The 23,350-nt window shown below is 74.5% G+C and carries 19 protein-coding genes and 1 pseudogene; 7 read left to right on the top strand and 13 right to left on the bottom strand.

Annotation, left to right across the window (positions count from 1 at the left end; genetic code table 11):
- A pseudogene (locus ACFO60_RS37705) lies at window positions 1-399 on the bottom strand (hypothetical protein); the annotation flags it as partial.
- On the bottom strand, window positions 396-986 hold the full coding sequence (sigK, locus tag ACFO60_RS37700) for an ECF RNA polymerase sigma factor SigK (protein WP_380851179.1): 591 nt from the start codon (window positions 984-986) through the stop codon (window positions 396-398). The gene sigK and the pseudogene ACFO60_RS37705, both read right to left, overlap by 4 nt.
- Before the next feature lie 180 nt (window positions 987-1,166).
- On the opposite strand from sigK, the gene ACFO60_RS37695 reads away from it, so the two are divergent.
- Window positions 1,167-1,697: an HAD domain-containing protein gene (locus ACFO60_RS37695; protein WP_380851176.1), complete on the top strand. Its 531-nt coding sequence runs from the start codon at window positions 1,167-1,169 to the stop codon at window positions 1,695-1,697.
- Here ACFO60_RS37695 and ACFO60_RS37690 read toward each other — a convergent pair.
- Window positions 1,678-3,075, bottom strand: coding sequence for a GH1 family beta-glucosidase (locus ACFO60_RS37690; protein ID WP_380851173.1), 1,398 nt, complete (start codon window positions 3,073-3,075; stop codon window positions 1,678-1,680). The two genes, ACFO60_RS37695 and ACFO60_RS37690, sit on opposite strands and share 20 nt — an antisense overlap.
- 233 nt (window positions 3,076-3,308) lie before the next feature.
- Between ACFO60_RS37690 and ACFO60_RS37685 the strand changes: the two genes are divergently transcribed.
- The 6 genes from ACFO60_RS37685 (at window position 3,309) to ACFO60_RS37660 (ending at window position 11,654) form a co-directional block, all read left to right on the top strand.
- Window positions 3,309-4,418 (top strand): glycerophosphodiester phosphodiesterase, encoded by a 1,110-nt coding sequence (locus tag ACFO60_RS37685; protein ID WP_380851170.1) that lies wholly within the window; start codon window positions 3,309-3,311, stop codon window positions 4,416-4,418.
- A gap of 488 nt (window positions 4,419-4,906) precedes the next feature.
- The gene (locus tag ACFO60_RS37680; RefSeq protein WP_380851167.1) at window positions 4,907-6,139 is read left to right on the top strand and encodes a glutamate-cysteine ligase family protein; all 1,233 of its coding nucleotides are present in this window, start codon (window positions 4,907-4,909) and stop codon (window positions 6,137-6,139) included.
- Window positions 6,136-7,437, top strand: coding sequence for an ergothioneine biosynthesis protein EgtB (gene egtB / locus ACFO60_RS37675; RefSeq protein ID WP_380851164.1), 1,302 nt, complete (start codon window positions 6,136-6,138; stop codon window positions 7,435-7,437). Before ACFO60_RS37680 ends, egtB begins: the two co-directional genes overlap by 4 nt.
- On the top strand, window positions 7,438-8,148 hold the full coding sequence (gene egtC, locus ACFO60_RS37670; protein ID WP_380851161.1) for an ergothioneine biosynthesis protein EgtC: 711 nt from the start codon (window positions 7,438-7,440) through the stop codon (window positions 8,146-8,148).
- Between the two features lie 33 nt (window positions 8,149-8,181).
- Window positions 8,182-9,207 carry an L-histidine N(alpha)-methyltransferase gene (gene egtD / locus ACFO60_RS37665; protein WP_380851158.1) on the top strand — a complete coding sequence of 342 codons (1,026 nt, stop codon included), beginning with the start codon at window positions 8,182-8,184 and terminating at the stop codon, window positions 9,205-9,207.
- 284 nt (window positions 9,208-9,491) lie between these two features.
- Window positions 9,492-11,654 carry a hypothetical protein gene (locus ACFO60_RS37660; RefSeq protein WP_380851155.1) on the top strand — a complete coding sequence of 721 codons (2,163 nt, stop codon included), beginning with the start codon at window positions 9,492-9,494 and terminating at the stop codon, window positions 11,652-11,654.
- 65 nt (window positions 11,655-11,719) lie between these two features.
- Here the strand turns inward: ACFO60_RS37660 and ACFO60_RS37655 are convergent, their stop codons facing one another.
- The 10 genes from ACFO60_RS37655 to ACFO60_RS37610 form a co-directional block, all read right to left on the bottom strand.
- Window positions 11,720-12,604: a TauD/TfdA dioxygenase family protein gene (locus tag ACFO60_RS37655; RefSeq protein WP_380851152.1), complete on the bottom strand. Its 885-nt coding sequence runs from the start codon at window positions 12,602-12,604 to the stop codon at window positions 11,720-11,722.
- Window positions 12,605-12,666: 62 nt separating this feature from the next.
- Window positions 12,667-12,894 carry a hypothetical protein gene (locus ACFO60_RS37650; RefSeq protein WP_380851149.1) on the bottom strand — a complete coding sequence of 76 codons (228 nt, stop codon included), beginning with the start codon at window positions 12,892-12,894 and terminating at the stop codon, window positions 12,667-12,669.
- Window positions 12,891-13,142 (bottom strand): hypothetical protein, encoded by a 252-nt coding sequence (locus ACFO60_RS37645; protein ID WP_380851147.1) that lies wholly within the window; start codon window positions 13,140-13,142, stop codon window positions 12,891-12,893. Before ACFO60_RS37645 ends, ACFO60_RS37650 begins: the two co-directional genes overlap by 4 nt.
- A gap of 126 nt (window positions 13,143-13,268) precedes the next feature.
- A complete protein-coding gene (locus ACFO60_RS37640) occupies window positions 13,269-14,024 on the bottom strand; it encodes a class I SAM-dependent methyltransferase (RefSeq protein ID WP_380851144.1) in 756 nt (251 codons plus the stop codon).
- Window positions 14,009-15,004 (bottom strand): phosphotransferase family protein, encoded by a 996-nt coding sequence (locus ACFO60_RS37635; RefSeq protein ID WP_380851141.1) that lies wholly within the window; start codon window positions 15,002-15,004, stop codon window positions 14,009-14,011. Before ACFO60_RS37635 ends, ACFO60_RS37640 begins: the two co-directional genes overlap by 16 nt.
- The gene (locus ACFO60_RS37630) at window positions 15,001-17,427 is read right to left on the bottom strand and encodes an AAA family ATPase (RefSeq protein ID WP_380851138.1); all 2,427 of its coding nucleotides are present in this window, start codon (window positions 17,425-17,427) and stop codon (window positions 15,001-15,003) included. The genes ACFO60_RS37635 and ACFO60_RS37630 overlap by 4 nt, the downstream gene beginning before the upstream one ends.
- 314 nt (window positions 17,428-17,741) lie before the next feature.
- Window positions 17,742-19,673, bottom strand: coding sequence for an FUSC family protein (locus ACFO60_RS37625; RefSeq protein ID WP_380851135.1), 1,932 nt, complete (start codon window positions 19,671-19,673; stop codon window positions 17,742-17,744).
- Between the two features lie 12 nt (window positions 19,674-19,685).
- Window positions 19,686-21,773, bottom strand: a complete 2,088-nt coding sequence (locus ACFO60_RS37620) for a xanthine dehydrogenase family protein molybdopterin-binding subunit (RefSeq protein ID WP_380851132.1) — start codon at window positions 21,771-21,773, stop codon at window positions 19,686-19,688.
- The gene (locus ACFO60_RS37615; protein ID WP_380851129.1) at window positions 21,770-22,756 is read right to left on the bottom strand and encodes an FAD binding domain-containing protein; all 987 of its coding nucleotides are present in this window, start codon (window positions 22,754-22,756) and stop codon (window positions 21,770-21,772) included. The genes ACFO60_RS37620 and ACFO60_RS37615 overlap by 4 nt, the downstream gene beginning before the upstream one ends.
- Window positions 22,753-23,277 carry a (2Fe-2S)-binding protein gene (locus ACFO60_RS37610; RefSeq protein ID WP_380851187.1) on the bottom strand — a complete coding sequence of 175 codons (525 nt, stop codon included), beginning with the start codon at window positions 23,275-23,277 and terminating at the stop codon, window positions 22,753-22,755. Before ACFO60_RS37610 ends, ACFO60_RS37615 begins: the two co-directional genes overlap by 4 nt.
- Between the last annotated feature and the right edge of the window lie 73 nt (window positions 23,278-23,350).

The following is a 23,350-nucleotide window of genomic DNA, read 5'->3' as shown; positions in this document are numbered from 1 at the left end:
CCACCGCCGCCGCCGCCGCGACCGGCCGCCCCCGCGTGCCGAGCCGGGAAGCGCGCCGGGCCCGCGGGCGGAGCCGGGCGGCCCGCCGGGAGCGGCGCCCGGCTCCGGCGCCTGGACCGGGAAGGGGACCGGGCCCGCGCCGGATGCGATGTCCGGACCGGGGACCGGCGGAAGCTGGCGCACCAGGCCGATCTCGGCCATGACGCGCTCGCGGAGGCGGGCGGGCGGCTCAACGGCCGGCGCGGCGCCCAGGCGGGCCGCGGCCTCGCGCAGCCCTCGCGCCTCCTGCTCGCACTCGGGGCACCGGCTCAGGTGCTCCTCGAACCCCAGACGCTCATCGGCGTCCTCGACGGCGTGCAGCGCGTACGCGCCGGCCAGCGTGTGCGGGTCGCCGCTCATCGCTCCACCCCCAGGCAGTCGCGCATGCGGATCAGGCCGTCGCGCATCCGGGTCTTGACGGTCGCCAGCGGCACCTTGAGCAGCTCGGCGACCTCGCGGTAGGTGTACCCGCCGTAATAAGCGTAGGTGACCGACTCGCGCTGCAGCTCGGTGAGCCCGCTCAGGCAGCGGCGCAGGCGTTCCTGTTCCAGCGTCGACTCGACCGACTCGGCGACGTCGTCGTAGGGCCGGCGCACCTCCAGCCGGGCCACGCGGTCCTCGCGGTCGATCGCCGCCTGCGCCGCGCGCACCCGGTCGACGGCGCGGTGGTGGGCGATGGTCATCACCCACGACATCCCCGAGCCGCGCGAGGCGTCGAAGCGCGCCGCGCCGCGCCACACCTCGATCAGCGCCTCCTGGGCGACCTCCTCGGCCTGGGCGGGGTCGCGCAGCACCCGCAGGGCGACGCCGTACACGGCGGGCGCGACCATGTCGTAGACCTGCTCGAAGGCCGCGCGGTCTCCGCGCGCGACCTGTCTCAGCAGCTCCTCCAGACCCGGCCGGTCGTGCCGGCCTCCGTCCAGAGGCAGGGCCCGTGTCGGCCTCATGCCTTCTCTCCCCAAACCGTCGGCGTGGACGCGGACACCACTACTTCGGCCCAGCCGGGCCCGTGGATTGCGCGAAGGCCGGCGAATTCGCCGATTCGGCGGCGGCCTGAGCCGCGATTGGAAGACCCGCCCGTCATGGCGGCATCATGGCTTCCAGCACCGACGACCGAGGAGAGGCACGTGACCAAGCGCCCGCTTGTACTGCTGGACGTGGACGGGGTCCTCAACCCCGCCCGGCGGCACACGCTGCGGCTCCGGCGGTACGAGTGCGTCCTCGACGGCCAGGTCTACAGCGTCCTGCTGAACGCCCGGCACGGCGCCGAGCTGGCCGCGCTGGCCCGCGACACCGGGGCCGAGCTGGCGTGGGCCACCACCTGGGAGCACCACGCCAACGAGCACATCGCCCCGCGCCTCGGCCTGCCCGCCCTGCCGGTCGTCGCGGTCAACGGCGACCCCGGCAGCCGGGCCGGCGAGCACTTCAAGACCCGCCACGTCGCCGAGTACGTCGCGGGGCGCCCGTTCGTCTGGTTCGACGACAGCCTCGGCGCCCACGACTGGCAGTACCTGAAGGACCATCCGGCGGTCGGGGAGTTCCTGCTGGTGGAGGTGGACCCGCGCACCGGGCTGACCGACGGGCACCTGGCGCGGGCCCGCGACTGGCTGGGCGGCGCGGGCGCGCCCGGCGCCGGGCTCAGGCCCCTGCCTCCGTGACGCCGCCCCCCGCCTGCCCGATGTGGTCGCGCAGCCAGCGGTAGCTCGCCTTGGGGGTGCGCCGCTGGGTCTCGTAGTCGACGTGGACCAGCCCGAAGCGCGCCGCGTAGCCGCGCGCCCACTCGAAGTTGTCGATCAGCGACCAGCAGAAGTACCCGCGCACGTCGACGCCGGCGGCGATCGAGCGGCGGGCCGCGGCGAGGTGGTCGCGAAGGTAGGCGACGCGGCCCTGGTCGTCCAGCTCGTCCCGCCCTCCGTAGCCGTTCTCGGTGATGTAGACCGGCGGCAGCGCCGGGTAGCGCGAGGCCAGGCCCGTGAGGGTCTCGTACAGCCCGTCCGGCTCGACCGGCCAGCCCAGCCCGTTGGTGGCGCCGTCCTTCGGGACGACGCCGGCCACGCCGAGGTCGAAGGCCGAGCGCCGCGCCGGGTCGGGCTCGTCGTGGGGCGCCGCGGCGGCGTGGATCCGGTAGTAGTAGTTGAGGCCGAGGAAGTCCAGCGGGGTCCCGATCACGGCGAGGTCGCCCTCCCGCCGGAAGGAGAAGTCGCTGATCCGGCCGAAGGTCTCCTCCATGTCCCCGGCGTAGGCGCCGCCGAACAGCGGCTCGGTGAACTGCCTGTTGACCAGCAGGTCCATCCGCCGCGCCGCCGCCTGGTCCTCGGGGGACGGCGTGGCGGGCTCGGTGGGCGACATGTTGATCGTCACGCCGACCCGCTCGTCCCCCCGCGCGCGAAGCCGCGGCACGGCCAGTCCGTGGGCGAGCAGCAGGTGGTGGGCGGCGGCGAGGGCGCCGTGCCCCTCCTTGGCGCCGGGGGCGTGCCGGCCCTCGCCGTAGCCGACGATCGACGAGCAGTACGGCTCGTTGAGGGTGATCCAGTGGCGCACGCGGTCGCCGAGCGCGCCGTGCACGATCTCGGCGTAGTCGGCGAAGCGCTCGGCGGTGTCGCGGGAGCGCCAGCCGCCGAGGTCCTCCAGGGCCTGGGGCAGATCCCAGTGGTACAGCGTCACGAACGGCTCGACGCCGCGTTCGAGCAGCCCGTCCGCCAGGCGCCGGTAGAAGTCGAGGCCGCGCTGGTTCACCTGGCCGGCGCCGGTGGGAAGCACGCGCGGCCAGGCCACCGAGAACCGGTAGGCTCCGGCGCCGAGGCCGGACATCAGCTCGATGTCCTCCTCCCACCGGTGGTAGTGGTCGCAGGCCACCTCGCCGGTGTCGCCGCCGGCCACCGCGCCGGGGACGCGGCAGAAGACGTCCCAGATCGACGGCCCGCGGCCGTCCTCGGCGGCCGCGCCCTCGATCTGGTACGCGGCGGTCGCCGTGCCCCAGACGAAGCCGGGCGGGTAGGCGCCCGACGGCGCCGCCTGTTCCTGTGCCACGCTCATCCCTTGATCGCTCCAGACGTGATCCCGCCGATGGTCCCCCGCCCCGGCGCCGCGGACGCCCGGCGGCGGGACGGTCGCCCAGAACCGTACCGGCCCCGCGCCGCGGAACGGCGAGGGGGCGGCGCGGAGCCCCGGGCGGGGCGCGCCGGGAGGGCCGTTAACCGCCGCGCCACTTCGGGTACAGATCTTGGCATTAGCGTGCCCCGCGACTACGAGAGAGTGGGGTGTGCCCGATGGTGAGGAAGACCTTGGCCGGTGCGCTGGCCGTCCTGGCGGGCGGGGTGGCGCTGGTGGCCGTGCGGCCCGACATGGCGACGGCCGACAAGGGAGGGCGTGAGCGGCACGGCGCCGTCGTGATCGCCCACCGCGGCGCGAGCGCCCTGCGGCCGGAGCACACGCTGTTGTCCTACGAGGCGGCCATCAAGCTGGGGGCCGACTACATCGAGCCCGACCTGGTGTCCACCAAGGACCGCGTGCTGGTGGCGCGGCACGAGAACGAGATCTCCCAGACCACCGACGTCGCGGCGCATCCGGAGTTCGCCGGCCGCAGGACGACCAAGACGATCGACGGCGCCCAGGTGACCGGCTGGTTCACCGAGGACTTCACGCTGGCGGAGCTGCGCACGCTGCGGGCCAAGGAGCGCATTCCCGACCTGCGGCCCGGCAACACCGCGTTCGACGGCCTGGCGCCGATCCCGACGTTCGAGGAGGTCGTCCAGCTCGCCCGGAAGAACGGCGTCGGCGTCTACCCCGAGACCAAGCACCCGACCTACTTCGCCTCGATCGGCCTGCCGCTGGAGGAGCCGCTGCTGGCCACCCTCAGGCGGTACGGCTGGGACGGCGAGCGGGCGCCGGTGTTCGTCCAGTCCTTCGAGACCGGCAACCTCAGGCGGTTGCGCTCGCTGACGCGGCTGCGGCTGATCCAGCTGATCAACGCGAGCGGCGCCCCCTACGACCTGGTGGCGGCCGGTGACCCGCGCACCTACGACGACCTGGTCACCCCCGGGGGCCTGCGCGAGATCGCCAGGTACGCCGACGGGGTGGGTGTGGCGACCAACCGCGTGGTGCCGACCGGCGCCGACGGCCGCCTGCTGCCGCCGACGACTCTGATCAAGGACGCGCACCGCAGCGGGCTGCTCGTGCACACCTGGACGGTCCGCCCGGAGAACTCGCAGCTGCCGGTCGACTTCCGGCTGGGGAACCCGGCCGGTCCCGCCTACGCCGGGGCCACCGGCGATGTGATGGGCTGGCTGGAGCGGCTGCTGTCGCTGGGCCTCGACGGCGTCTTCTCCGACGACCCGGGCATCGCCCGCGCCGTCCGCGACCACCTGCTCCAAGACTGACCCGGCGCTCCGGAGCCGTCCGCCGTTCCCGGCGCCCGGCCGGGGACGGCGCATTGCGCTTATGCTCCAAATATCTCCGTAGATCATAGTCTTTGCGTCGATCGTCCCTTTTGTACTTTATTTCGGGTAGTGGCCGGGTACGAGACGCTTAGCAGCACACCGCGGTGATCGGAGACACGGAGGTCCGCGGGCGGTCAGCCCATCCCATCGATCCGTTCGATCTCGCTGAGGCCGCCGGGCGGCCCGGCCGCACATCGCCACCCCGCGAGGCCCCACGCCTCCACGAACCCTTCAGCCCTCTCCAAGGCCCCATCGTCGTGCCCGGCGCCGGGAACCTCCGGCCGCCCGCGCCCCGCCATGCCGTCCGAGCCCGTCCGCCCGCACCCCGCCACACCACGCCGTCCGCCGCCCGCGCCGGCCGCTCTCTCGCGGAAGCAGGAGGCCACCGCAACGTCGCCGACCGTCCACACCTCAGCGTAGGAGGGCCCATGACCGGCACGGAGAACAGCGAAGCGCGCGTCCGCGGCCCGGCGGACGTGGAGGAGTTCGCGCGGCGGTGCTTCCAGGGCACCCCCGGCGACCGCATCGGCGTCGAGCTGGAGTTCCTCGTCTTCGACCGCGAGGAGCCCTCCCGCCATGTCCGGGTGGAGCGGACCGCCGGCGCCCTCCCCGCCCTGGCCGGCGGCAGCGCCGTGAGCTTCGAGCCCGGCGGCCAGCTGGAGCTGGCCGGCCCGCCCGGCCCCCTGCCCGGCGCCGTGCGCGCCCTGGCCGCCGACGTGGAGTGCGTGCGCGCGGCACTGCGCGAGGAAGGGCTGGCCCTGGCCGGCATGGGCCTGGACCCGCTGAGGACGCCGCTGCGCCAGCTCCGCCAGCCCCGCTATGAGGCGATGGCCGAGCTGCTCGGCGAGCCTTACGGGCCGATCATGATGTGCCTGACCGCGTCCGTCCAGGTCAACGTGGACTTCGGCGAACGGCCCGCCGTGCGCTGGGAGCGGGCCTGCGGCCTCGGCCCGCTGCTCAGCGCCTGCTTCGCCAACTCCCCCATCCTCGACGGCCGTCCGTGCGGGTGGATGTCGGGCCGCCAGGCCGTCTGGCTGCACCTGGATCCGACCCGCACCCGCCCGGTCGGCTCCGGAGGCGACCCTGCCGCCGCCTGGGCGCGCTACCTCATGGACGCCCGCCTCATGCTGGTGCCGGAACGGCGCCCGCGCCGCCACACCCCGCCGAACCGGGCCACCTTCGGCCACTGGACGAAGGCTCCGCGCCTCGGCGGCCACCCGCCCACGACCACCGACCTCGCCTACCACGCGACCACGGTGTTCCCGCCGGTCCGTCCGCGCGGATGGCTGGAGATCCGCTACCTGGACGCCGTGCACCCCCGGTGGTGGCCGGCCTGCGTCGCCGTGACCTCGGCGCTCCTGCTGGACGACCGGGCCGCCGACGCCGCGCTCGCCGCCGCCGAGCCCTTCGCCGGCCGCTGGTGGCAGTCGGCGCAGGTGGGCCTCGGCGACCGGCGGGTCCGGCGGGCCGCCGAGACCTGCTTCCGCGCCGCGGCCGAGGCGCTCCCCCGGCTCGGCGCGGGGCGGGACCTGGTCGCCGCGGTGGAGTCCTTCGCCGAGCGCCAGGTGGTCCCCGGCCGGTCGCCGGCGCTGGACCTGCTGCGCGCCCGCGACGGCGGCGCCGGCCCGCTGGACTGGCTCGGCGAGGAGGTCCCGGCATGACCGGCCTGAAGGAGCGGATCGCCGCCGGCCTGGAAGCGGGCCGGGCCCGTTCGCTTGCCTACACCGACCTGGACGACGAGGTGCTGGTGCGCCAGCACTCTCCCCTCATGTCGCCCCTGGTGTGGGACCTGGCCCACGTCGGGAACCACGAGGAGCTGTGGGTGCTGCGGGAGGCCGGCGGGATCACCCCGCTGCGCCCGGAGATCGACCAGATGTACGACGCGTTCGCCCACCCTCGCGGGGAGCGGCCCGCGCTGCCGCTGCTGCGCCCGGACGAGGCGCGCACCTACATCGCCGGCGTGCGCGGCAGGGCGCTGGACGTGCTGGACGAGATCGACCTTTCCCGTCCCGACCCGCTGTGCTCGGACGGCCTGGTGTTCGGGCTGGTCCTGCAGCACGAGCACCAGCACGACGAGACGATGCTGGCCACCTTGCAGCTGTGCGGGCTGCCGGGCCTGGTGCGCGACGGCGACCTGCCCGCCGCGCGGCCCGCGGCCGCCGGCGAGGTGCTCGTGCCGGGCGGGCCGTTCACCGCCGGCACGAGCACCTCGCCGTGGGCCTACGACAACGAGCGGCCCGCGCACCGGGTCGAGCTGCCCGCGTACTGGATCGACCGGTTCCCGGTCACCAACGGCGCCTACATCGCGTTCGTCGAGGACGGCGGCTACTCCCGGCCGCGCTGGTGGACCCCGCACGGCTGGAGCTGGCGGGCCCGGCGGGACATCCGGGCTCCGCTGTTCTGGACGCGCGAGGCCGGCGCGTGGTGGCGCACGCGGTTCGGGCGGGCCGAGCCGGTGCCCCCCGACGAGCCCGTGCAGCACGTGAGCTGGTACGAGGCCGACGCCTACGCCCGGTGGGCCGGCCGGCGGCTGCCCACCGAGGCCGAGTGGGAGAAGGCCTGCGGATGGGACCCCGGGGCCGCGCGCGCCCTCGCCCACCCGTGGGGGGACGCCGAGCCGGGACCCGAGCACGCCAACCTCGGGCACCGGGCGTCGCGTCCCGCGCCGGTGGGGGCCTTCCCCGCCGGGGCGAGCCCGTGCGGCGCCGAGCAGATGTTCGGGGAGGTGTGGGAGTGGACGTCCTCGTGGTTCCTGCCCTATCCCGGTTTCCGCTCCTTCCCCTACCGCGAGTACAGCGAGGTGTTCTTCGGCGAGATCTACCGGGTGCTGCGCGGCGGGTCGTGGGCCACCCATCCCGCGGCCGTGCGCACCACGTTCCGCAACTGGGACCATCCGCACCGGCGGCAGATCTTCGCCGGGTTCCGGTGCGCCCGCGCGGCGACGCCCGGGGAGTCGTAGGTGTGCCGCCACGCGGCCTGGCTGGGCACCCCGCGCCCCCTGGCCTCGCTGCTGCGCGACTCCGAGCGCGGCCTGCTGCGGCAGTCGTACGCGCCGCGCCTGCAAAGGTGCGGCCGGGTCAACGCCGACGGTTTCGGCGTCGGCTGGTACGACGCGCACCGCAGGGAACCGGTGCGCTACCGGCGCTCGGTGCCCATCTGGGCGGACGCGAACCTCCCCGGGCTGGCGTCGGTCGCCCGGTCCGGGTGCCTGATGGCGGCGGTGCGCTCGGCCAGCCCCGGCATGCCGGTCGAGGAGTCGGCCACCGCGCCGTTCACCGAGGGGCCATGGCTGCTCAGCCACAACGGGCGGGTGTCGCGCGCGGTGGTCAGGCCGCTGACCGGCGGCCGGGAGCCGGAGAGCGCCTGCGACTCGGCCTGGCTGGCGGCGGCGGTGTTCGCGCGGCTCGGCGCGGGCGGCCCGCTGTGCGACGCCGTGGCCGAGGTGGTGGCCCGCACGGGCGCGGCCGACCCGCAGGCACGGCTGAACGTGCTGGTCAGCGACGGGAGCGCGGTGGCCGCGACCGCCTGGAACGAGACCTTGTTCGTCCACCTCGGCCAAGGGGTGCTGCTGGCAAGCGAGCCGCTGGACGAGCGGCCCGGCTGGGAGCCCGTCCCTGACCGGCATCTGGTCCTCGCCACCCCCGACGGCATCCGCGTCCAGCCCCTCTGACCCGCCTCGCTCCATCTCGACCAGGAGGCCCGCGTGTCCGTCACCCAGATCCCGCTGCCGTTCCTGTATACGGTCAACCACCTCGGCCCCGACCATCTGCGCCGGGCGCTGGCCGAGGACGTCCGGACCGGGCTCACCTCGACGCCCAAGTGGCTGCCGCCGAAGTGGTTCTACGACGCCACCGGCAGCGAGCTGTTCTCCCGGATCACCCGGCTGCCGGAGTACTACCCGGCGCGCCGCGAGACGGCGATCCTGCGCGAGCACGCCGCCGAGATCGCCGTGCTGTCGGGCGCCGACACGCTCGCCGAGCTGGGCTCGGGCACCAGCGAGAAGACCGGCCTGCTGCTGCGCGCGCTCGCCGACGCCGGGACGCTGAAGACCTACATGCCGGTCGACGTGGACGCGGCCACCCTCGGCGCGGCGGCGCACCGGGTCTGCGCCGCCCACCCCGGCCTGGCCGTGTGGGCGGTCTGCGCCGACTTCGAGCGCCACCTGGCCCGGCTCCCCCGCATCGGCCGCCGGCTGGTCGCCTTCCTCGGCGGCACGATCGGCAACCTCGACGACCGGGCGCGGGCGTCCTTCCTCACCGAACTGCGCTCCACCCTGTGCCCCGGCGACGGCCTGCTGCTCGGCGCCGACCTGGTCAAGGACACCGGGCGGCTCGTGGCCGCCTACGACGACCGCGCCGGGGTGACCGCGGCCTTCAACCGCAACGTGCTCACCGTGATGAACCGCGAACTCGGCGCGGACTTCGCCCCGCAGGCGTTCGAGCACGTGGCCCTCTACGACGGGCGGCTGCATCGCGTCGAGATGCGGCTGCGGGCCACCCGTTCCATGCGCGTCCACTTCCGCGAGCCGGCCATGACGGTGCCCTTCAGGGCGGGCGAGGAGATGCGCACCGAGATCAGCGCCAAGTTCTACCGCTACCGGCTGGAGCGCGAACTGCAGCGCGCCGGTTTCGCGGTCTCCCGCTGGTACACGGACCCGGCGCAGGACTTCGCCCTCGTCCTGGCCTTCGTCCCCGAAGTGCGGGACGGCACTGAGCGCCACGACACATAAACTCAGTGGAATTTTCCTGACATTGACTACTCTCGACGGTTTCCTGGGAAGAAACCATAAGAGGCTGGGATTCCCCGCACGCAGGGAAAACCATGGCCTTCCACCGGCCTCCGGTGGAAATGGCGGCGGCCCGCGCCTCGCCCCTGGTGAACGGGCATCCCTTCGCGGGTCGCCCCATGCGGCCTTTGCCTCCTACCGGATATATGCTTTGAGATCAATCTGGCGTTTTGCCGTCGGTATCCCTCGACGCGTATACCGCAACACTGGGCGAGGAGGTTCGCAGGGTGTCGGCGCAGGAAAGACGCCTCTCGGCGATCGGGGAGGCCGCGGCCGGTGTCCTCCGCACCACCTCCTACCACCTCGTCCGCGCCGAGGACGTCGCGGCGGCCGTGCGGCTCTCCCGTGAGGGCCACAGCGGCCGGCGCAGCGCGGTCTGGCTCTACAACGAGGTCAAGAGCCGCAGGGTGCTGGTGGCCCTGGCCCTGCACCACGCCTTCGCCGAGTTCGCCGAGCGCAACGGCCCGCAGGAGTGGCCCTCCGTCCCCGGCAGCCTGGTCGAGGCGCGCGACCAGGTCACCCAGGCGCTGCTGCTGGTCGCCCGGTTCCACCGCGCCGAGTCCTTCCTCACCCAGCAGGTCCAGCTCGGCATCGGCGACATCGCCACCTCCGAGAAACGCCAGTCGGCGCCGCAGGAGCCGCCGAGCTGGCCGGACAGCCCGCTGGGGCGGACCGCCTCCGCCGGCTGGGCGGGGCGCGTGCTCGCCTACGCCCGCCACCTCGCCCCCGTGCTGTCGGCCGCGGCGCAGGCGGTGTGCCCCCCGCCGCCGGGATGGGCGGAGTCCTGCGCGGAGAAGCTCTCCGACCTGGCCTTCGACGCCCTCACCGACGACCCGGACGGGCCGGTCGACCGGCAGGCGGCGGCACTCGGCGCCCACTGGTACGAGCGGCACCTCATCCCGCTCGCCGGGGCGTGGATCAACGACCTGGACGTGGCCGAACGCGTCCGCGACCTGGCCCGCCGCTCCTCCCCGGGCACGCGGGCCGAGACCGACGCCCAGGCGGGCGTCCTGCGGTCGGTCCTGGACACCGGCATCCTGCTGCACCGCGCCGCCGGCGAGGCCGCCGAGCTGTCCCGGCTGCTGCCGCCCGGCGGGGCCGGCGAGCCTGAGCCCGGCTCCCGCTCCCAGTGCGACGTGCACGGCCGTCGCGGCCTGGCGCTGCTCAGGTACGGCGATCTGGAGGCCGCCCGCACGAGCCTCATGGAGTGCCTGGCGGTCGCCGAGAACGACCTGGCCGCCCGGCGCCCGGCCGACGCCGTCCTGTACGCCGCCCGGGCCCGGCACAACCTCGGTGAGCTGCTCATGGAGGCGGGCCGCCCGCTCGAGGCGGCCGAGCTGATCGACAAGGCCCTGTCGGCCCGCGCCGCGGGCGCCGGCCCGGGCGCGGGCCTGTCCCCGGCCTGGCGGCGCTACACCGTGACCGCCCAGGCGGCGGCCCGCGCGGCCGCGCGCTCCGGCAAGGTCGTGGCGGGCCTGGGCATGGCCGAGGCCGTGGTGGCCGACCGGCAGGCCCGCCTCGGCGAACCCGGCGACATCAACGTGGTGGCCGCGCGGGTGTCGCTCGCCGAGACGCTGCTGGAGGCGGGCCAGCCGATCGAGGCGCGCCACCTGCTCCAGGAGGCCCGCCGCCACCGCGCCGAGCTGCTGCAGCCGATCGCCTACTGGCCGAACTACGACACCGTGCGGCTCGCCCAGGTGGAGCTGGCCCTGCGCGAGCCCGCCACCGTCCTGCGGCTGCTCGAACGCTCCCCCGTCCTTTCCGAGTGGTTCGCCCGCCACGTGTCGTTCCGCCTGTGGGCGGAGGGGCGCATCGCGCACGGCCTGGCGACGGCCCTGGCGGGCGACACCGAAGCCGCCCGCGGCGCCCTCGGCGAGCTGATGGGCCTGCTGGGGACGGCGCCGGGCGACGCGCTGCCGGCCGCGGCGCGGCGCGCCCTGGCGGAGGTCGAGCTCATGGCCGACGACACCGCGGCCGCCGCCGCCACCCTCGCGGAGGCACGGGCCGGCGAGACCGTCCCGGGCGATCCTCCGGGCCGGGCGCGCACCCTGCTGCTCGCCGCCCGCTGCGAGGACGCCCGGGGGGACGCCGCGGCGGCCCTGCGCCACCGCGCCGCGCTCGCGGCCCTGACCCGGGACGGGCTGGACCCGGCCCATCCCCTGCTGCTCGAGGGCCGCTACGACGAGGCCCTGCGCCGGTTCGAGACGGGCAGCTTCGAGGGGCTGGACGACCTGCTCGCCCCGCTGATGGACCGCGCTCCCCTCGCCCACGGCCGGCCCGCCCTCGGCGAGGGCCACCCGCTGCTGCTCAAGGCCGTGGCCCTCGCCGACCGCAGCGGCGCCGTCCACCTTCCCCGCACCCCCCGCCAGGTGCTGTGGGAGGACGCCTGACCGCCGCGGCCGGCCGCGTGAGGCCCCCGAGGGAAACACACCGTGCCGCCCCGCGCCCGTGCGGGCTACGCCGTGACGGGGCCGGCCGGCCCGACCGGCCGGTCGCCGCGCAGGGTGATGCGGTGCATCACCCTGCGGGCGGTGCCGTAGTCGCGGTTGGCGTAGTGGGCCGTGCTGCGGTTGTCCCACATGGCGACGTCGCCGGCCCGCCACCGGTGGCGGACGATGTGCTCGGGCTTGGTCAGGTGGGCGTACAGCAGGTCCAGGATGGCGCGGCTCTCGGCGTCGGAGACGCCGACGATGTGGGAGGTGAAGCCGGGGTTGACGAAGATGCCCTTGCGGCCGGTCTCGGGGTGGACGCGGATGACGGGGTGCTCGGCCGGGACGAGCCGGGTGACCGTCTCGCCCTCCCAGACGTTGCCCTTGCCGCCGCGCCGCTGGGCCAGGTAGTAGCCGAACTCGCGGTTGCCGTCGTGCATCGCGGTCAGCTGGTCCACCAGCTCGCGGACCGGCCGCGACAGCGAGTCGTAGGCGAGCTGGCCGTCGGCCCAGCTGGTGTCGCCGCCGGACTCCGGCAGGGTCACCGCGCGCAGGATGGACCCCAGCGGCGGTCGCGGCATGAAGGTGACGTCGGTGTGCCACACGTCCGCGAAGCCGTTGTCGGCGCTGTCGATGGCGTAGATCTCCGGGTGCGCCTCGTCCACGCCCTCGACCACCGGGTGGGAGGGGGTCAGCTCGCCGAGCCGCCACCCGAGGGCGATCTGGCCGTCCTCGTCGAGATCCTGCCCTCGGAAGAACAGCACCTTGCGGTCCACGAGCGCGGCCCGCACGGCGGCCAGCTCGGCGTCGGTCGCGCTCGCCAGGTCGAGCCCGCTGACCCGCGCGCCGAAGCCGGGGCCCAGCGGATCGAGCGTCAGCGTGGCGGGCGGGTGTTCGGTCGTGGATGTCATGTCCTGCTCCTTACGGTTCTGCGGCGATTCGCTCTGCGGCGACGGGACGGGTCATCGCCGCGTCAGGCGGCGGTGCGGACGGCGTGGCCGATCTCGGCGCGCAGCGCGGCGTACCGTGGAAGGCCGCGCAGCTCGTCGGGTTCCAGTCCGGTCCTCGGCAGGTCGACGTCGACGTCGAGGGCGACGCGCCCGGGACGGGCGGTCAGCACGATGACGCGGCTGCCGAGGAACACCGCCTCGTCCATGCTGTGGGTGACGAACACCGACGTGCGGCCGGTCTCGGCGCTCATCCGGCGCAGGTCCTCCTGCGGTCCCTCACCGCCCGGGGCGGGGGGATGAAGGAGGGATTGCGCATCGCGGCGGCCACGAGCTGCCACAGGACCAGCAGCACCGCCAGGGACAGCAGGCGCACGCCGAACCGGCGCAGCCGCCCGGTCCCTCGGCCCGGCGCCACGGGCGAGGCGGGACCGCGCCGCGTGCCGGCGCCGGGCGCGGCCGGCTCGGCGGGATCGGAGCGAAGGGAGACCGGGGAGCTCACCGGCGCCCCCGAGGACACACCCGCACAAACATAGATATTTCCTACCGTAAATACATGAATACTGCAACAGCCGTCACCGGCGCTCCACGCGGATGCGAAGCCGCCGGGCGCGGGCCGGCGAGGCGCTCAGGAGTAGACGACGAGGTCCATGGTGCTGGTGACCGGGCCGGTCGCCGGGGAGCGGACGGCGTCGCGCATCAGGCGTTCGAGCCCCTCGGCGAACCGGTCGTCGCTCAGGCGCCGCAGCGGGCTGTGCGCGCGCAGCGCAACCTGGGCGGCGAAGTCCGCCAGCGTCGGGGCCGACGTCTGCACGACCGTGTCGTGGCGCTCGGCGCCCATCCCGGCCCGCTCCAGCGCGCGCGTCAGGGCCGCGAGAGCCCGGCCCCTCTCTTCGGCCAGAGCGACGAGGTCGGGGAAGTAGGTGTGGAACAGGGTCGGGCGCCCGGCGTCGTGGAAGGCGCCCCGGACGATGAGCCGGCCCCCGGGGAGCAGGACCCGCCGCACCTCGGCGGCGCACCGGTCGAAGTCCTCGATGTGGTGAACGACCTGGGACGCCCAGATCGCCTGGAAGGCGCGGGACGCGCAAGGTATGGCCTCGGCCCGGCCGCCCACGACGCCCACCTCGGGGCCCGCGCCCGCGGCCGCGTCCATGCGCATCTCCGAAGAGGGCTCGACGGCGACCACCCGCACGGAATAGTGCTCGGCCAGCGCGCGGGAGAAGCGGCCCGTCCCCGCGCCGAGGTCGAGGACCGTGCCGCCGGAGACGGTGACGAAGGGCGCCACGGCGCTCATCCACGCGGCCACCGTGCCGGCGGGAAGCCGGCGCCCGTCGGAGTAGTTGCGCGCCAGCTCGCCGCGGAAGCGCATCACCGCCGCGCCCATCGCTGCAGGGTCGACTCGACGGCGTCCTCCTCGGCCCGCGGGCAGACGCCCCAGTGGCGGTAGGCGTTGTTGAGCTTCTCGGTGAGCTTGGCGACGAGCTCGGGCTCGGGCTCGGGCGCGGAGGAGGGGTCGACGAACAGCTGGGCGTAGCGGACGGTGTCCACGATGGCCGACTTGATCTGCTCATGGGCGAGGTAGACGTCCAGGTCGTGCTCCCAGCCGAGGATGTGCTCCGCGGGGAGGGCGCGGAGCCAGAGTTCGACGACGCGGTCGCGCTCGTCCGGCAGGTAGCCCATCTTGTGCAGGTGCACGGCCATCTCGTACACGGGGTCGCCCCACAGGGCGAGTTCCCAGTCGAGGAAGACCGTGCGATCCTCCTCCACGATCATGTTCTTGCGGTGGATGTCGGCGTGCACGCACACCAGCGGGCGGGCGGTCAGGGTGGGCCAGAGCGCCTCCGCCGCGGCGACAGGGTCCGCCGGGACCTTGAACGCCGAGTACAGCCACGCGTAGTCGGCGGCGAAGGTGGAGTACACCCACCGCGTCAGGTCGGAGAGCCTGCGCCCGAACCCCTGGGTGTCCTCCCCCGCCGGCCAGCCGGGCGGGAGGGGAGGGAGCTTCTCCCGCGGGATCTCTATGAGCTGGGCGAGCAGCCGCACGACGTCGCCCGGCACGTGCGCGGGAACAGGGACGCCGCGGGGCGCGAGGTCGTTGAGCACCCGGCCGTGGATGAACTGGTGCACCTGGAACAGCGGGTCGGCGGAGGTGTGCAGCAGCCGCGGGGCATGGGCGACGTAGGGCGCGATCGCCGGCAGGACCTCGTCCTCGTGCCAGACGCGCAGGTCCATGACGTCCGCCCCGTCGATGGGGATGCGAACGTTGACCGGCCCGTCGGGCGTGGGTACGCGGACGTTCTTGTTGTAGTAGCCCGCCGCGGCCTGCAGGTGCGCACGGGCCGTCTCGTACAGTTCGATGGTCATGAGTGTCCTCCCAGGACCGATTCGATCAGATCGGCCAGGCGGGACTCCAGTGCCTCCAGCGAGTCGAGCGGCTCGATCTGGCCGCGCGCCCGGTCGGCGGCCCGCCCCACCTGGTCGTCGGGCAGGCCGATGCGCTCCAGTATCCGGCTCGCGGCCACGATCAACGTGGGGTAGACCTCCGTCGCGGCGAACTCGTCGGCCACCCAGACCAGAGAGCGGGCCGCCCGTTCGGGCGAGCCCTGCAGGACGTGCAGGAGCGCCCAGAACAGTTCGGCCCTGGCCCGCCCGGACCGGTAGCCCGCGCGGTCCAGGTATTCGGCCGCCAGCGCGAAGGAGTCGGAGGCGGCCCGGAGTTCGCCGAGCCGCATCTGGGCGACCGCGAGCGCGGTGTAGGTCTTGCCGAGCTCGTGCAGGGCGGTGAGCTGCTGCTGCTGCCCGATCGCCTCGCCCGCGAGCCGCACGGCCGCCGCCGGATCGGCCCACGCCGCGAGCTCGACCCGGTTGGTGGCGATGTTGGCCAGCCCCACCACCGACCCCGACCGCGTGTAGCAGGCGTGGGCCTCCTCCAGCCGCTCGGCGGCCTCGGCGAAGTCGAGGTGGAACCGGTGGCCGAGGTGCATGAGCCGCAGCACGTCGCCGCGCAGCACCCAGTCGTCCTCCAGGGCGTCGCTCAGCACCTGCTCGGCCAGCGAGAACGCGGTGGCGAACCGCCCCTGCCACATGGGGACCTCGGCCACCCACAGCCCGGCGATCGGGCGGACCGGTCCGGCGTGCCGCTCCCAGACGAGGGTGTAGACGCGGCCCGCCTCGGTGGTGTCCCCGGCGATGCGCATGGCGTGCGCCGCCGCCATCGCCAGCCGTGCCGCGGCCGTGGTCTCCACGGCGGGGGACGGCCTGAGGCCGGCCAGCGTGGCGGCCTGCCCCGCGTCGCCCATGATGATCGCGGCCTCGGCGGCCAGGCAGCGGGCGGCCTCCGCGAGCTCCCCCTCGAGGGTGAGTTCGGCCAGGTCGGCGAGGATGCCGTCCCCCGCCTGCTTGCCGCCGCGCCGGATGCTGCGGTCGGCGTAGCCCAGCAGGTCGTCGGCGTCCAGCACCTCGGCGCGGACCCCGTGGTACACCGCCTCGCGGAGCGCCGTCCCGTCGTCGGCGCCCGCGCGAAGGTCCCAGGCCGCGCGCAGGTGGGCGTGCACCTCGCGCGTCGCGGCCGGGCTGAGCCTGGCCCGCAGCGCGACGACCATCAGCTGGTGGAGCCTCAGGCCGTGCTCGCCGGCCGGGTACACGAAGGAGTAGGCGGTCAGCGACTCCCACGTGAAGCGGTCCGCGGGCAGGTCGTAGGCCTCCGCGAGCGTGTGGAAGATCTCGAAGTCGAAGGTCCTCGCGACGCTCAGCAGTTCGAGCAGCCGCACCTCCGCGGGGGCGACGTGGTTGAGGAACCGCTGCAGGATCTCCTCCATGGACACCGCCCGGGCGTTGCCGGCCTGGGTGTCCAGCGCCAGGTGCAGGTAGAAGGGCAGCCCTTGGGAGGCGTGCGCGATCGCGGCCCCATCGGAGATCCCCGCCTGCCGCAGCAGGTTCAGCCGCGCGGCCATCGGCAGCCCGTCCATCTTGCATTCGCCGATGACGCCGGCCCATTCGGGGTCGTGGACGTGCCATCCGAGCGGCTCGCGGCTGCCCACCACCACCAGCCCGCGGTCGAGCTGGGCGATCAGGTCTCGCAGCCAGGCGTCGGCGCTGGAGACCCGCCCGGTCTTCACCGGGATCGGGACCAGCGCCTCGTAGGCGTCGACGAAGACCACGCACGGCTTGTCGCCGGCGGCCCGCAGGTCTTGGGCGAACAGGTAGGTGACCGCGTCGAGCACATCGGTGTTCGACAGCTCGTCCAGCCTCTGGAGGATCTCGTCATCCCTGATCACCCGGCGGTTCCGCGCCGAGGACCGCGTGCGGTGCGCGAGCCGCAGCAGCCCCATCGCCGTGCCGAACACCGGAAGGCCGGTGGTGTCGTCGAGGATCTGGGTGAGGATCTCGCTCTCGTCCGCGAAGGGCAGGTCCGAGCGGCTGATCTTCAGATGCGGGTGCAGCCGCTGCCACAGGACCGCGTAGGCGATGTCGAAGTGATCGAAGTTCACCCCCTGGCGGCCGAGTTCCATGCGCAGGACGGCGAGCGCGTCCTCCTGCTGCCGCATCGCGGGCACCTGCAGGTCGAGCAGCGCCGTCCTGCACCCGGCCTCGGCCGCGCGGCTCTTGAGCTCGCGGAGCAGCCGGGACTTGCCGATGCCGCCCACGCCGGTCACGTTGAACACACGAGGGCCCCGCCGATCGGTGGCCTCGCGCAATTCACGCGTGAATGCCTCCAGCACGTTCTCCCGGTCGACGAACCGCCGGTCGAGTGCGGCCACCCGCCGGAACCTCGGCGCAAGTGACATGGGTTCTCCTCGGGGGAAGGAGTGAATTGGCGGCGCCGTACCCGGCGACCACATCCTAACCTCGGTTTCCCTTCGCCGCGATCGCGCGCGCATTAACGCGTCCGCCGAGGTGGCGCGCCGGATGTCGTGCTCCGTTCGGGAAACACGGCAGTGTGGGAACCGGCCGGCGCCGCGCCGGCGGCGGGACGCCATTACTCGGATGCAGGACGGGGCAATTCGACCAATAAAAGCGTCAGATACCGATATTTCCACTTAATTGATACAAAGTCGGATGCCTTGGCGGCCAGGGCAGGGCCACGGGAGCCGGTCGCGGGCTAAGCGCCACCGCTGGGAGCGGAGAGGGTGTCACGCAGGCCGCGGACGGCCTGGGCGACCGGCGCCAGGGCGCCGTCGGGGGGCAGGCCCGCGCGGTCGGCCACCGGCAGGCCGGCGCGGACGTGTTCGGCGATCTCCTCCAGCGACGCGGCGACCTCCTCGACCTCCTCACGCGACGGCGCGGGCCGGCCGTGCTCGGTCAGCGCGGCCGTGGCCGCGGTCGCGTCCGCCACCCGCTGCAGCGCCGTCATGGCGGGCATCCAGGTGGTGACGCGCCTGCTGATCACCGGCGGCTCGGTCAGCGCCCGCTGGAAGACCGTGCGCAGGTCCGCCAGGGCGTCGAACGCCTCCCTGTGCGGCAGCGCGGACGGCGGCCCGCCGTGGAACGCCTGCCGCAGGTAGCGGGCCGTGGCGGCCACCGCGTCGGCGAAGGGCGGCCCCACGGGCGCCTGCCAGCTCGCGGGCCAGGGCAGGTAGCCGAACACCAGCACGATGGCGCAGCCGATCAGCGTGTCGACCGCGCGGATCTCCGCGAGCCGTGGTCCCGCGCCGGTCAGAAGGTCGACCAGCAGGACGACCAGCGGCACCTGGAAGGTCGACATCAGCCCCCAGTTGCGCTGCTGGCCGTAGGGCAGGAGCGCGGCGAACAGCGCGAGCGGGATCAGGATCGCCGGGCCGTACGGCACCACGTAGAGAACCACGGTGCCGAGCACCGCGCCGACGACCGTGCCGATGCCGCGCTGGAGCGCCCGGGCGAAGACCGATCCGAAGTCCGGCTTGAGCACAAGCGCGACCGCGAGCATGACCCAGTAGGAGCGCTGGATCAGGTGCAGCTCGCTCAGCGCGGCGGCCACCCCCATGCACAGCGCCAGCCTGACGGTGTAGACCCGGGCGAGGTGCCCGAACCGCATCAGCTCCCACACCCGCGCGATCTCGGCGCCGGGCACGGCCTTCCGGCCGGCCTGCGCCTGCCCGGCGGGCACCTCGCCGCCGCACACCAGGTCGAGGGCCTCGTTCACCGCCGAGCACACCGCGCGCAGCGCGGGAGTGGACGCCTGCAGCCGGCGCGGCCGGATGGGCGGACCGCCGCCGGCCAGCGCGCCGGCGATGGAGCCGACGGCCTCCGCCAACTCGGGGTCCGGCTCGCGCCCCTCCGCCGCCAGCGAGATCAGCGCGTTGCGCACGCGGATGGCCTGGTTGAGAAGGACGATCAGGCGGGTTCGCTCCTTGTCGGAGCCGAGCGCCGCCGACCGGGCGCTGAGCACCGTGTCGTAGGCGTTCTTCAGCGCCGCGTCGAACGCGGCCACGGCCTCGGCCCTGCCGCAGTCCCACCGCTCGAGCAGGGCCGCGAGCGCGCCGTACACCCCGGCGACGGCGGACTCCTCGGCGGCGCGCGGGCGCAGCGGCCAGCCCGCCACCGACAGCAGCAGCGCCCATGCCGCGCCCGCCGCGTACGCCGCCGCTCCTGCCACGGGTCCTTCGGTGAAGGAGACCCCCATGCCGAGCACCGTCATCACGAGGAGTTGGAGCCCGCCCAGGGAGCCGGCCGCGCCCGAGACGCTGACCAGCGCGGACAGCACCGAGACCGCGACGATGACCGGCACCGTCCACCAGCCCAGCCCGCGCACGGAGTGTCCGATCACGTACCCGGCCGACCCGCCGGCCGCGGCGCAGGCGATGCGGATGGCGCGGGCGCGGTAGGAGCCGCCCCGGTCGGCGAGGGCCGCGGCCATGGCGCCCATGGCCGGCAGCAGACCCAGCGTGATGCGCCCGGCGGCGAGGCCGGCGAGCAGGGGGCCGGTGATGGAGGCGGCGCACCGCGCCATCGCCGTCCAGTCCGGCCGCGCCGGCGCGGGCCTGACCGTCTCGACCAGCCAGCCGGGAGCCGCGCCGGCCAGGCGGTCGGCGGGATGCCGGGACAGCCAGGGCATGGGAGCGGGCGCTCAGCGCAGCAGCTTGTCCAGGCGGATGGGAAGGTCGCGGATCCGCACCCCGGTGGCGTGGTGGACGGCGTTGGCGATGGCCGCCGCGGTGCCGACGATGCCGATCTCGCCGATGCCCTTGGAGCCCATGGGGTTGAGGTGCGGGTCCTCCTCCTCCAGCCAGAAGGCGCGCACGTCGCGCACGTCCGCGTTCGCCGCGATGTGGTACTGCGCCAGGTCGCGGTTGAGATAGTCGCCGAACTCGCGGTCCATGATGCTCTCCTCCAGCAGGGCCATCGACAGGCCCATGACCATGCCGCCGACGAACTGCGAACGAGCGGTCTTGGGGTTGAGGATGCGGCCCGCGGCGAACACGCCGAGCAGGCGCCGCACGCGGGTCTCCCCGGTGTCGGCGTCGACGGCCACCTCGGCGAACTGCGCGCCGAACGCGTGGCGGGAGTATTTCTGCTGTGCGCCCACCTCCTTGGTGGTGTCCGCGGCGGCCTCCAGCCCGGCGGCCGGGACGACGCCGCCCGCCGCGTCCAGCCGTTCCCTGAGCGCCTCGCACGCCCGCACCACGGCCGTCCCCCACGAGGCCGTGCCCATCGACCCGCCCGCGACGGCGGCCGCGGGCAGCGCGCTGTCGCCGACCTCCACCACCACCAGGCCGGGCATGGTGAGCAGGGCGTCGGCCGCGATCTGGGTCAGGACGGTGCGCGCTCCGGTGCCGATGTCGGCGGCGGCGATGCGCACCGTGTAGCGGCCGTCCGGCTCGGCCCGGGCGGTCGCCGACGAGGGGGCCCGCGAGACCGGGAAGGTGGAGGAGGCGACGCCGGTGCCGACCAGCAGCCGCCCTTCGCGCCGCATGCCCGGGCGCGGGTCACGGCCGGCCCAGCCGAAGCGCCTGGCCCCCTCCCGCAGGCAGCCCACCAGGTTCCTGGAGCTGAACGGCAGGCCGCTCTCGGGGTGGACGGCCGGTTCGTTGCGCACCCGCAGTTCGACCGGGTCGATCCCGCAGGCGATCGCCAGCTCGTCCATCGCCGACTCCAGCGCGAACATGCCCGGGCACTCGCCGGGCGCGCGCATCCACGACGGCGTCGGGACGTCGAGCCGCACCAGCCGGTGGGTGGTGCGGCGGTGCGGCGCGGCGTACATCGTCCGCGTCGGCACGGCGGCCTGCTCGGCGAACTCGGCGACGGTGGAGCTCTGCTCGAAGACGTCGTGGGTGACGGCGATCAGCCGTCCGCCGGGCTCGGCGCCGAGCCTGACCCGCTGGATCGTCGGCGTGCGGTAGGCGGTGGCCGCGAACATCTGCCTGCGGGTGACGGCCATCTTGACCGGGCGGCCGACCTGCTTGGCGGTCAGTGCGGCGAGGATCACGTGCGGGTGGACCTTGGCCTTGGACCCGAACCCGCCGCCGACGTAGGGCGAAAGGACGTGCACGTGGCCGGGAGGCATGCCGAACAGCGAGGCCAGGGTCGCGCGCAGGCCGCTGACGTGCTGGGAGGGCTCGTGGACGGTGAGGCCGTCGCCGTGCCACTCGGCGACCGTGGCGTGCGGCTCCATGGGGTTGTTGTGCTCGGCCGGGGTGCTGTAGACCTCGTCGACCACGACCGGCGCCGAGGCCAGGGCGGCGTCGGGGTCGCCCTGCTCGGTGTCGGTGGGATACCCGGCGTTGACGCCGTCGGGCCGGTACAACTTGGGGTGGTCGGCGCGCAGGCCGACGTCGTGCTCTTCTGGCGCGTACTCGACGCGCAGCGTCCGGGCGGCCTCCCGCGCGTCGTCGAGGGTCTCGGCCACGACGACCGCCACGTACTGGCCCCGGTAGGCCACCCGCCGCGACTGCAGGACGGCCAGATCCTCGTCGGCGGTCGCGAGCCGGGGCGCGTTCCCGTGCCAGATCGCCGCGAGCACGCCGGGGAGCTTGAGCATGGCGTCCACGTCCACCTGGACGATCTCGCCGCGTGCGATGGACGCCTCGACGGGCACGGCGTGCACCATGTCGGCGGGGCCGTGGTCGTAGGCGTACTTGGCGCGGCCGGTGACCTTCTCCAGGGCGTCGACGCGGTCGAGCGCCGCGCCGGTGTGCCGGGCGCCGGTGGTGGTCATCGCGCGCCCGCCAGACCGGCCAGCGTGCGCACCATCAGGTTGCGGGCGAGCGGCACCTTGTAGCCGTTGAGCGGCAGCGGGCGGGCGCGCTCCAGTTCGGCGTCGGCCGCCAGGGCGAACCGCTCCTCGGTCGCGGGCGCGCCGCGCAGCGCGGCCTCGGCGGTCTCGGCGCGCCACGGGACGTGGGCGACGGAGCCCAGGGCGACGCGGCAGTCGCGCACCACCCCGTCGTCCACCTCCAGCGCCGCCGCGACCGCCACCACGGCGAAGGAGAACGACGCCCGGTCGCGCGCCTTGCGGAAGGCCGAGCGCGCGGCGAGCGGCAGCGGCGGCAGTTCCACCGCGGTGATCAGCTCGCCGGGCGACAGAACGGTGTCGCGGGCGGGGTCGTCGCCGGGCAGCCGGTGCAGCCCCGGCATGGGCACCTGGCGCGTCCCGCCGGGCCCTTCCACGTGTACCAGCGCGCCGAGGGCCGCCAGCGCGACGGCCAGGTCCGAGGGGTGGGTGGCCACGCAGCTCTCCGAGTGCCCGAGGATGGCCAGGTTGCGGTGGTCGCCCGAGCGGGCGGGGCAGCCGGAGCCGGGACTGCGCTTGTTGCAGGGTTTGGTGACGTCCTGGAAGTAGGAGCAGCGGGTGCGCTGGAGCAGGTTGCCGCCCACGGTCGCCATGTTGCGGAGCTGGCCGGAGGCCCCGGCCAGCATCGCCTCGGCGAGCACCGGGTAGCGGGCGCGCACCAGCGGATGGGCGGCGAGGTCGCTGCCTCTCACGCCCGCGCCCACGCGCAGGCCGCCGCCGGAGGTCTCCTCGACGGTCGCCGGGACGGCGTGGGTGACGTCGACGAGCGTGCCCGGGCAAAGGACGCCGAGCCGCATGAGGTCGACGAGGTTGGTGCCGCCGGCCAGGTACATGACGTCGGCGTCCGCGCCGGCCGCGGCCACGGCGGAGCCCACGGTGAGGGGACGCTGGTAGTCGAAGGGTCTCACCGCGCCACCTCCGCCGCGCGCGCCACCTCGGCTATGGCGGCGACGATGCCCGGGTAGGCCCCGCACCGGCACAGGTTGCCGCTCATCCGCTCGCGGATCTCTTCTTCGTCCAGGCGCTGCGGGCCGGCGGCGTCGCCGCGGGTGACCATGCTCGGCCGGCCCTCGGCCGCCTCCGCCAGCATCCCGGCCGCCGAGCAGAGCTGCCCGGGGGTGCAGAAGCCGCACTGGAGGGCGTCGTGGTCGATGAACGCCTGCTGCAGCGGGTGCGGGACGCCGGAGGAGCCCAGCCCTTCGACCGTGGTGACGCTCTTGTCGTCCACCGACACCGTGAGCGTCAGGCACGACACCACCCGCCTGCCGTCGAGGAGGACCGTGCAGGCACCGCACTGGCCGTGGTCGCAGCCCTTCTTGGCGCCGGTCAGGTCGAGATGCTCCCGCAGGGTGTCGAGCAACGTCTCCCTGATATCCACCGTGACCGGATAAAGCTGGTCATTGACGGAAAGCTGGAGGTCGACGGTGATCGGTGCGGGGACCGGGTCGTCGCCGGAGGTGCTGGCTTCGCCTTTCACCCGCGCTGCCCTACCCCCGCGTGCA

Origin of the sequence: Sphaerisporangium dianthi (genome assembly GCF_042654065.1) — a bacterium.
GTDB classification, from domain to species: domain Bacteria; phylum Actinomycetota; class Actinomycetes; order Streptosporangiales; family Streptosporangiaceae; genus Sphaerisporangium; species Sphaerisporangium dianthi.
Note: the sequence above shows the minus strand (reverse complement) of the source record. Positions and strands in the feature narration are given on the sequence as shown.

Excerpts from the sequence above, each read along its gene's own strand:
- ACFO60_RS37635 (WP_380851141.1), bottom strand. The coding sequence starts at position 15,004 with ATGACCATCGAACTGTACGAGACGGCCCGTGCGCACCTGCAGGCCGCG.
- ACFO60_RS37650 (WP_380851149.1), bottom strand. The coding sequence starts at position 12,894 with ATGAGCGCCGAGACCGGCCGCACGTCGGTGTTCGTCACCCACAGCATG.
- ACFO60_RS37680 (WP_380851167.1), top strand. The coding sequence starts at position 4,907 with ATGACCGGCACGGAGAACAGCGAAGCGCGCGTCCGCGGCCCGGCGGAC.
- ACFO60_RS37655 (WP_380851152.1), bottom strand. The coding sequence starts at position 12,604 with ATGACATCCACGACCGAACACCCGCCCGCCACGCTGACGCTCGATCCG.
- ACFO60_RS37685 (WP_380851170.1), top strand. The coding sequence starts at position 3,309 with ATGGTGAGGAAGACCTTGGCCGGTGCGCTGGCCGTCCTGGCGGGCGGG.
- ACFO60_RS37625 (WP_380851135.1), bottom strand. The coding sequence starts at position 19,673 with ATGCCCTGGCTGTCCCGGCATCCCGCCGACCGCCTGGCCGGCGCGGCT.
- ACFO60_RS37630 (WP_380851138.1), bottom strand. The coding sequence starts at position 17,427 with ATGTCACTTGCGCCGAGGTTCCGGCGGGTGGCCGCACTCGACCGGCGG.
- ACFO60_RS37620 (WP_380851132.1), bottom strand. The coding sequence starts at position 21,773 with ATGACCACCACCGGCGCCCGGCACACCGGCGCGGCGCTCGACCGCGTC.
- sigK (WP_380851179.1), bottom strand. The coding sequence starts at position 986 with ATGAGGCCGACACGGGCCCTGCCTCTGGACGGAGGCCGGCACGACCGG.
- egtB (WP_380851164.1), top strand. The coding sequence starts at position 6,136 with ATGACCGGCCTGAAGGAGCGGATCGCCGCCGGCCTGGAAGCGGGCCGG.
- ACFO60_RS37690 (WP_380851173.1), bottom strand. The coding sequence starts at position 3,075 with ATGAGCGTGGCACAGGAACAGGCGGCGCCGTCGGGCGCCTACCCGCCC.
- ACFO60_RS37640 (WP_380851144.1), bottom strand. The coding sequence starts at position 14,024 with ATGGGCGCGGCGGTGATGCGCTTCCGCGGCGAGCTGGCGCGCAACTAC.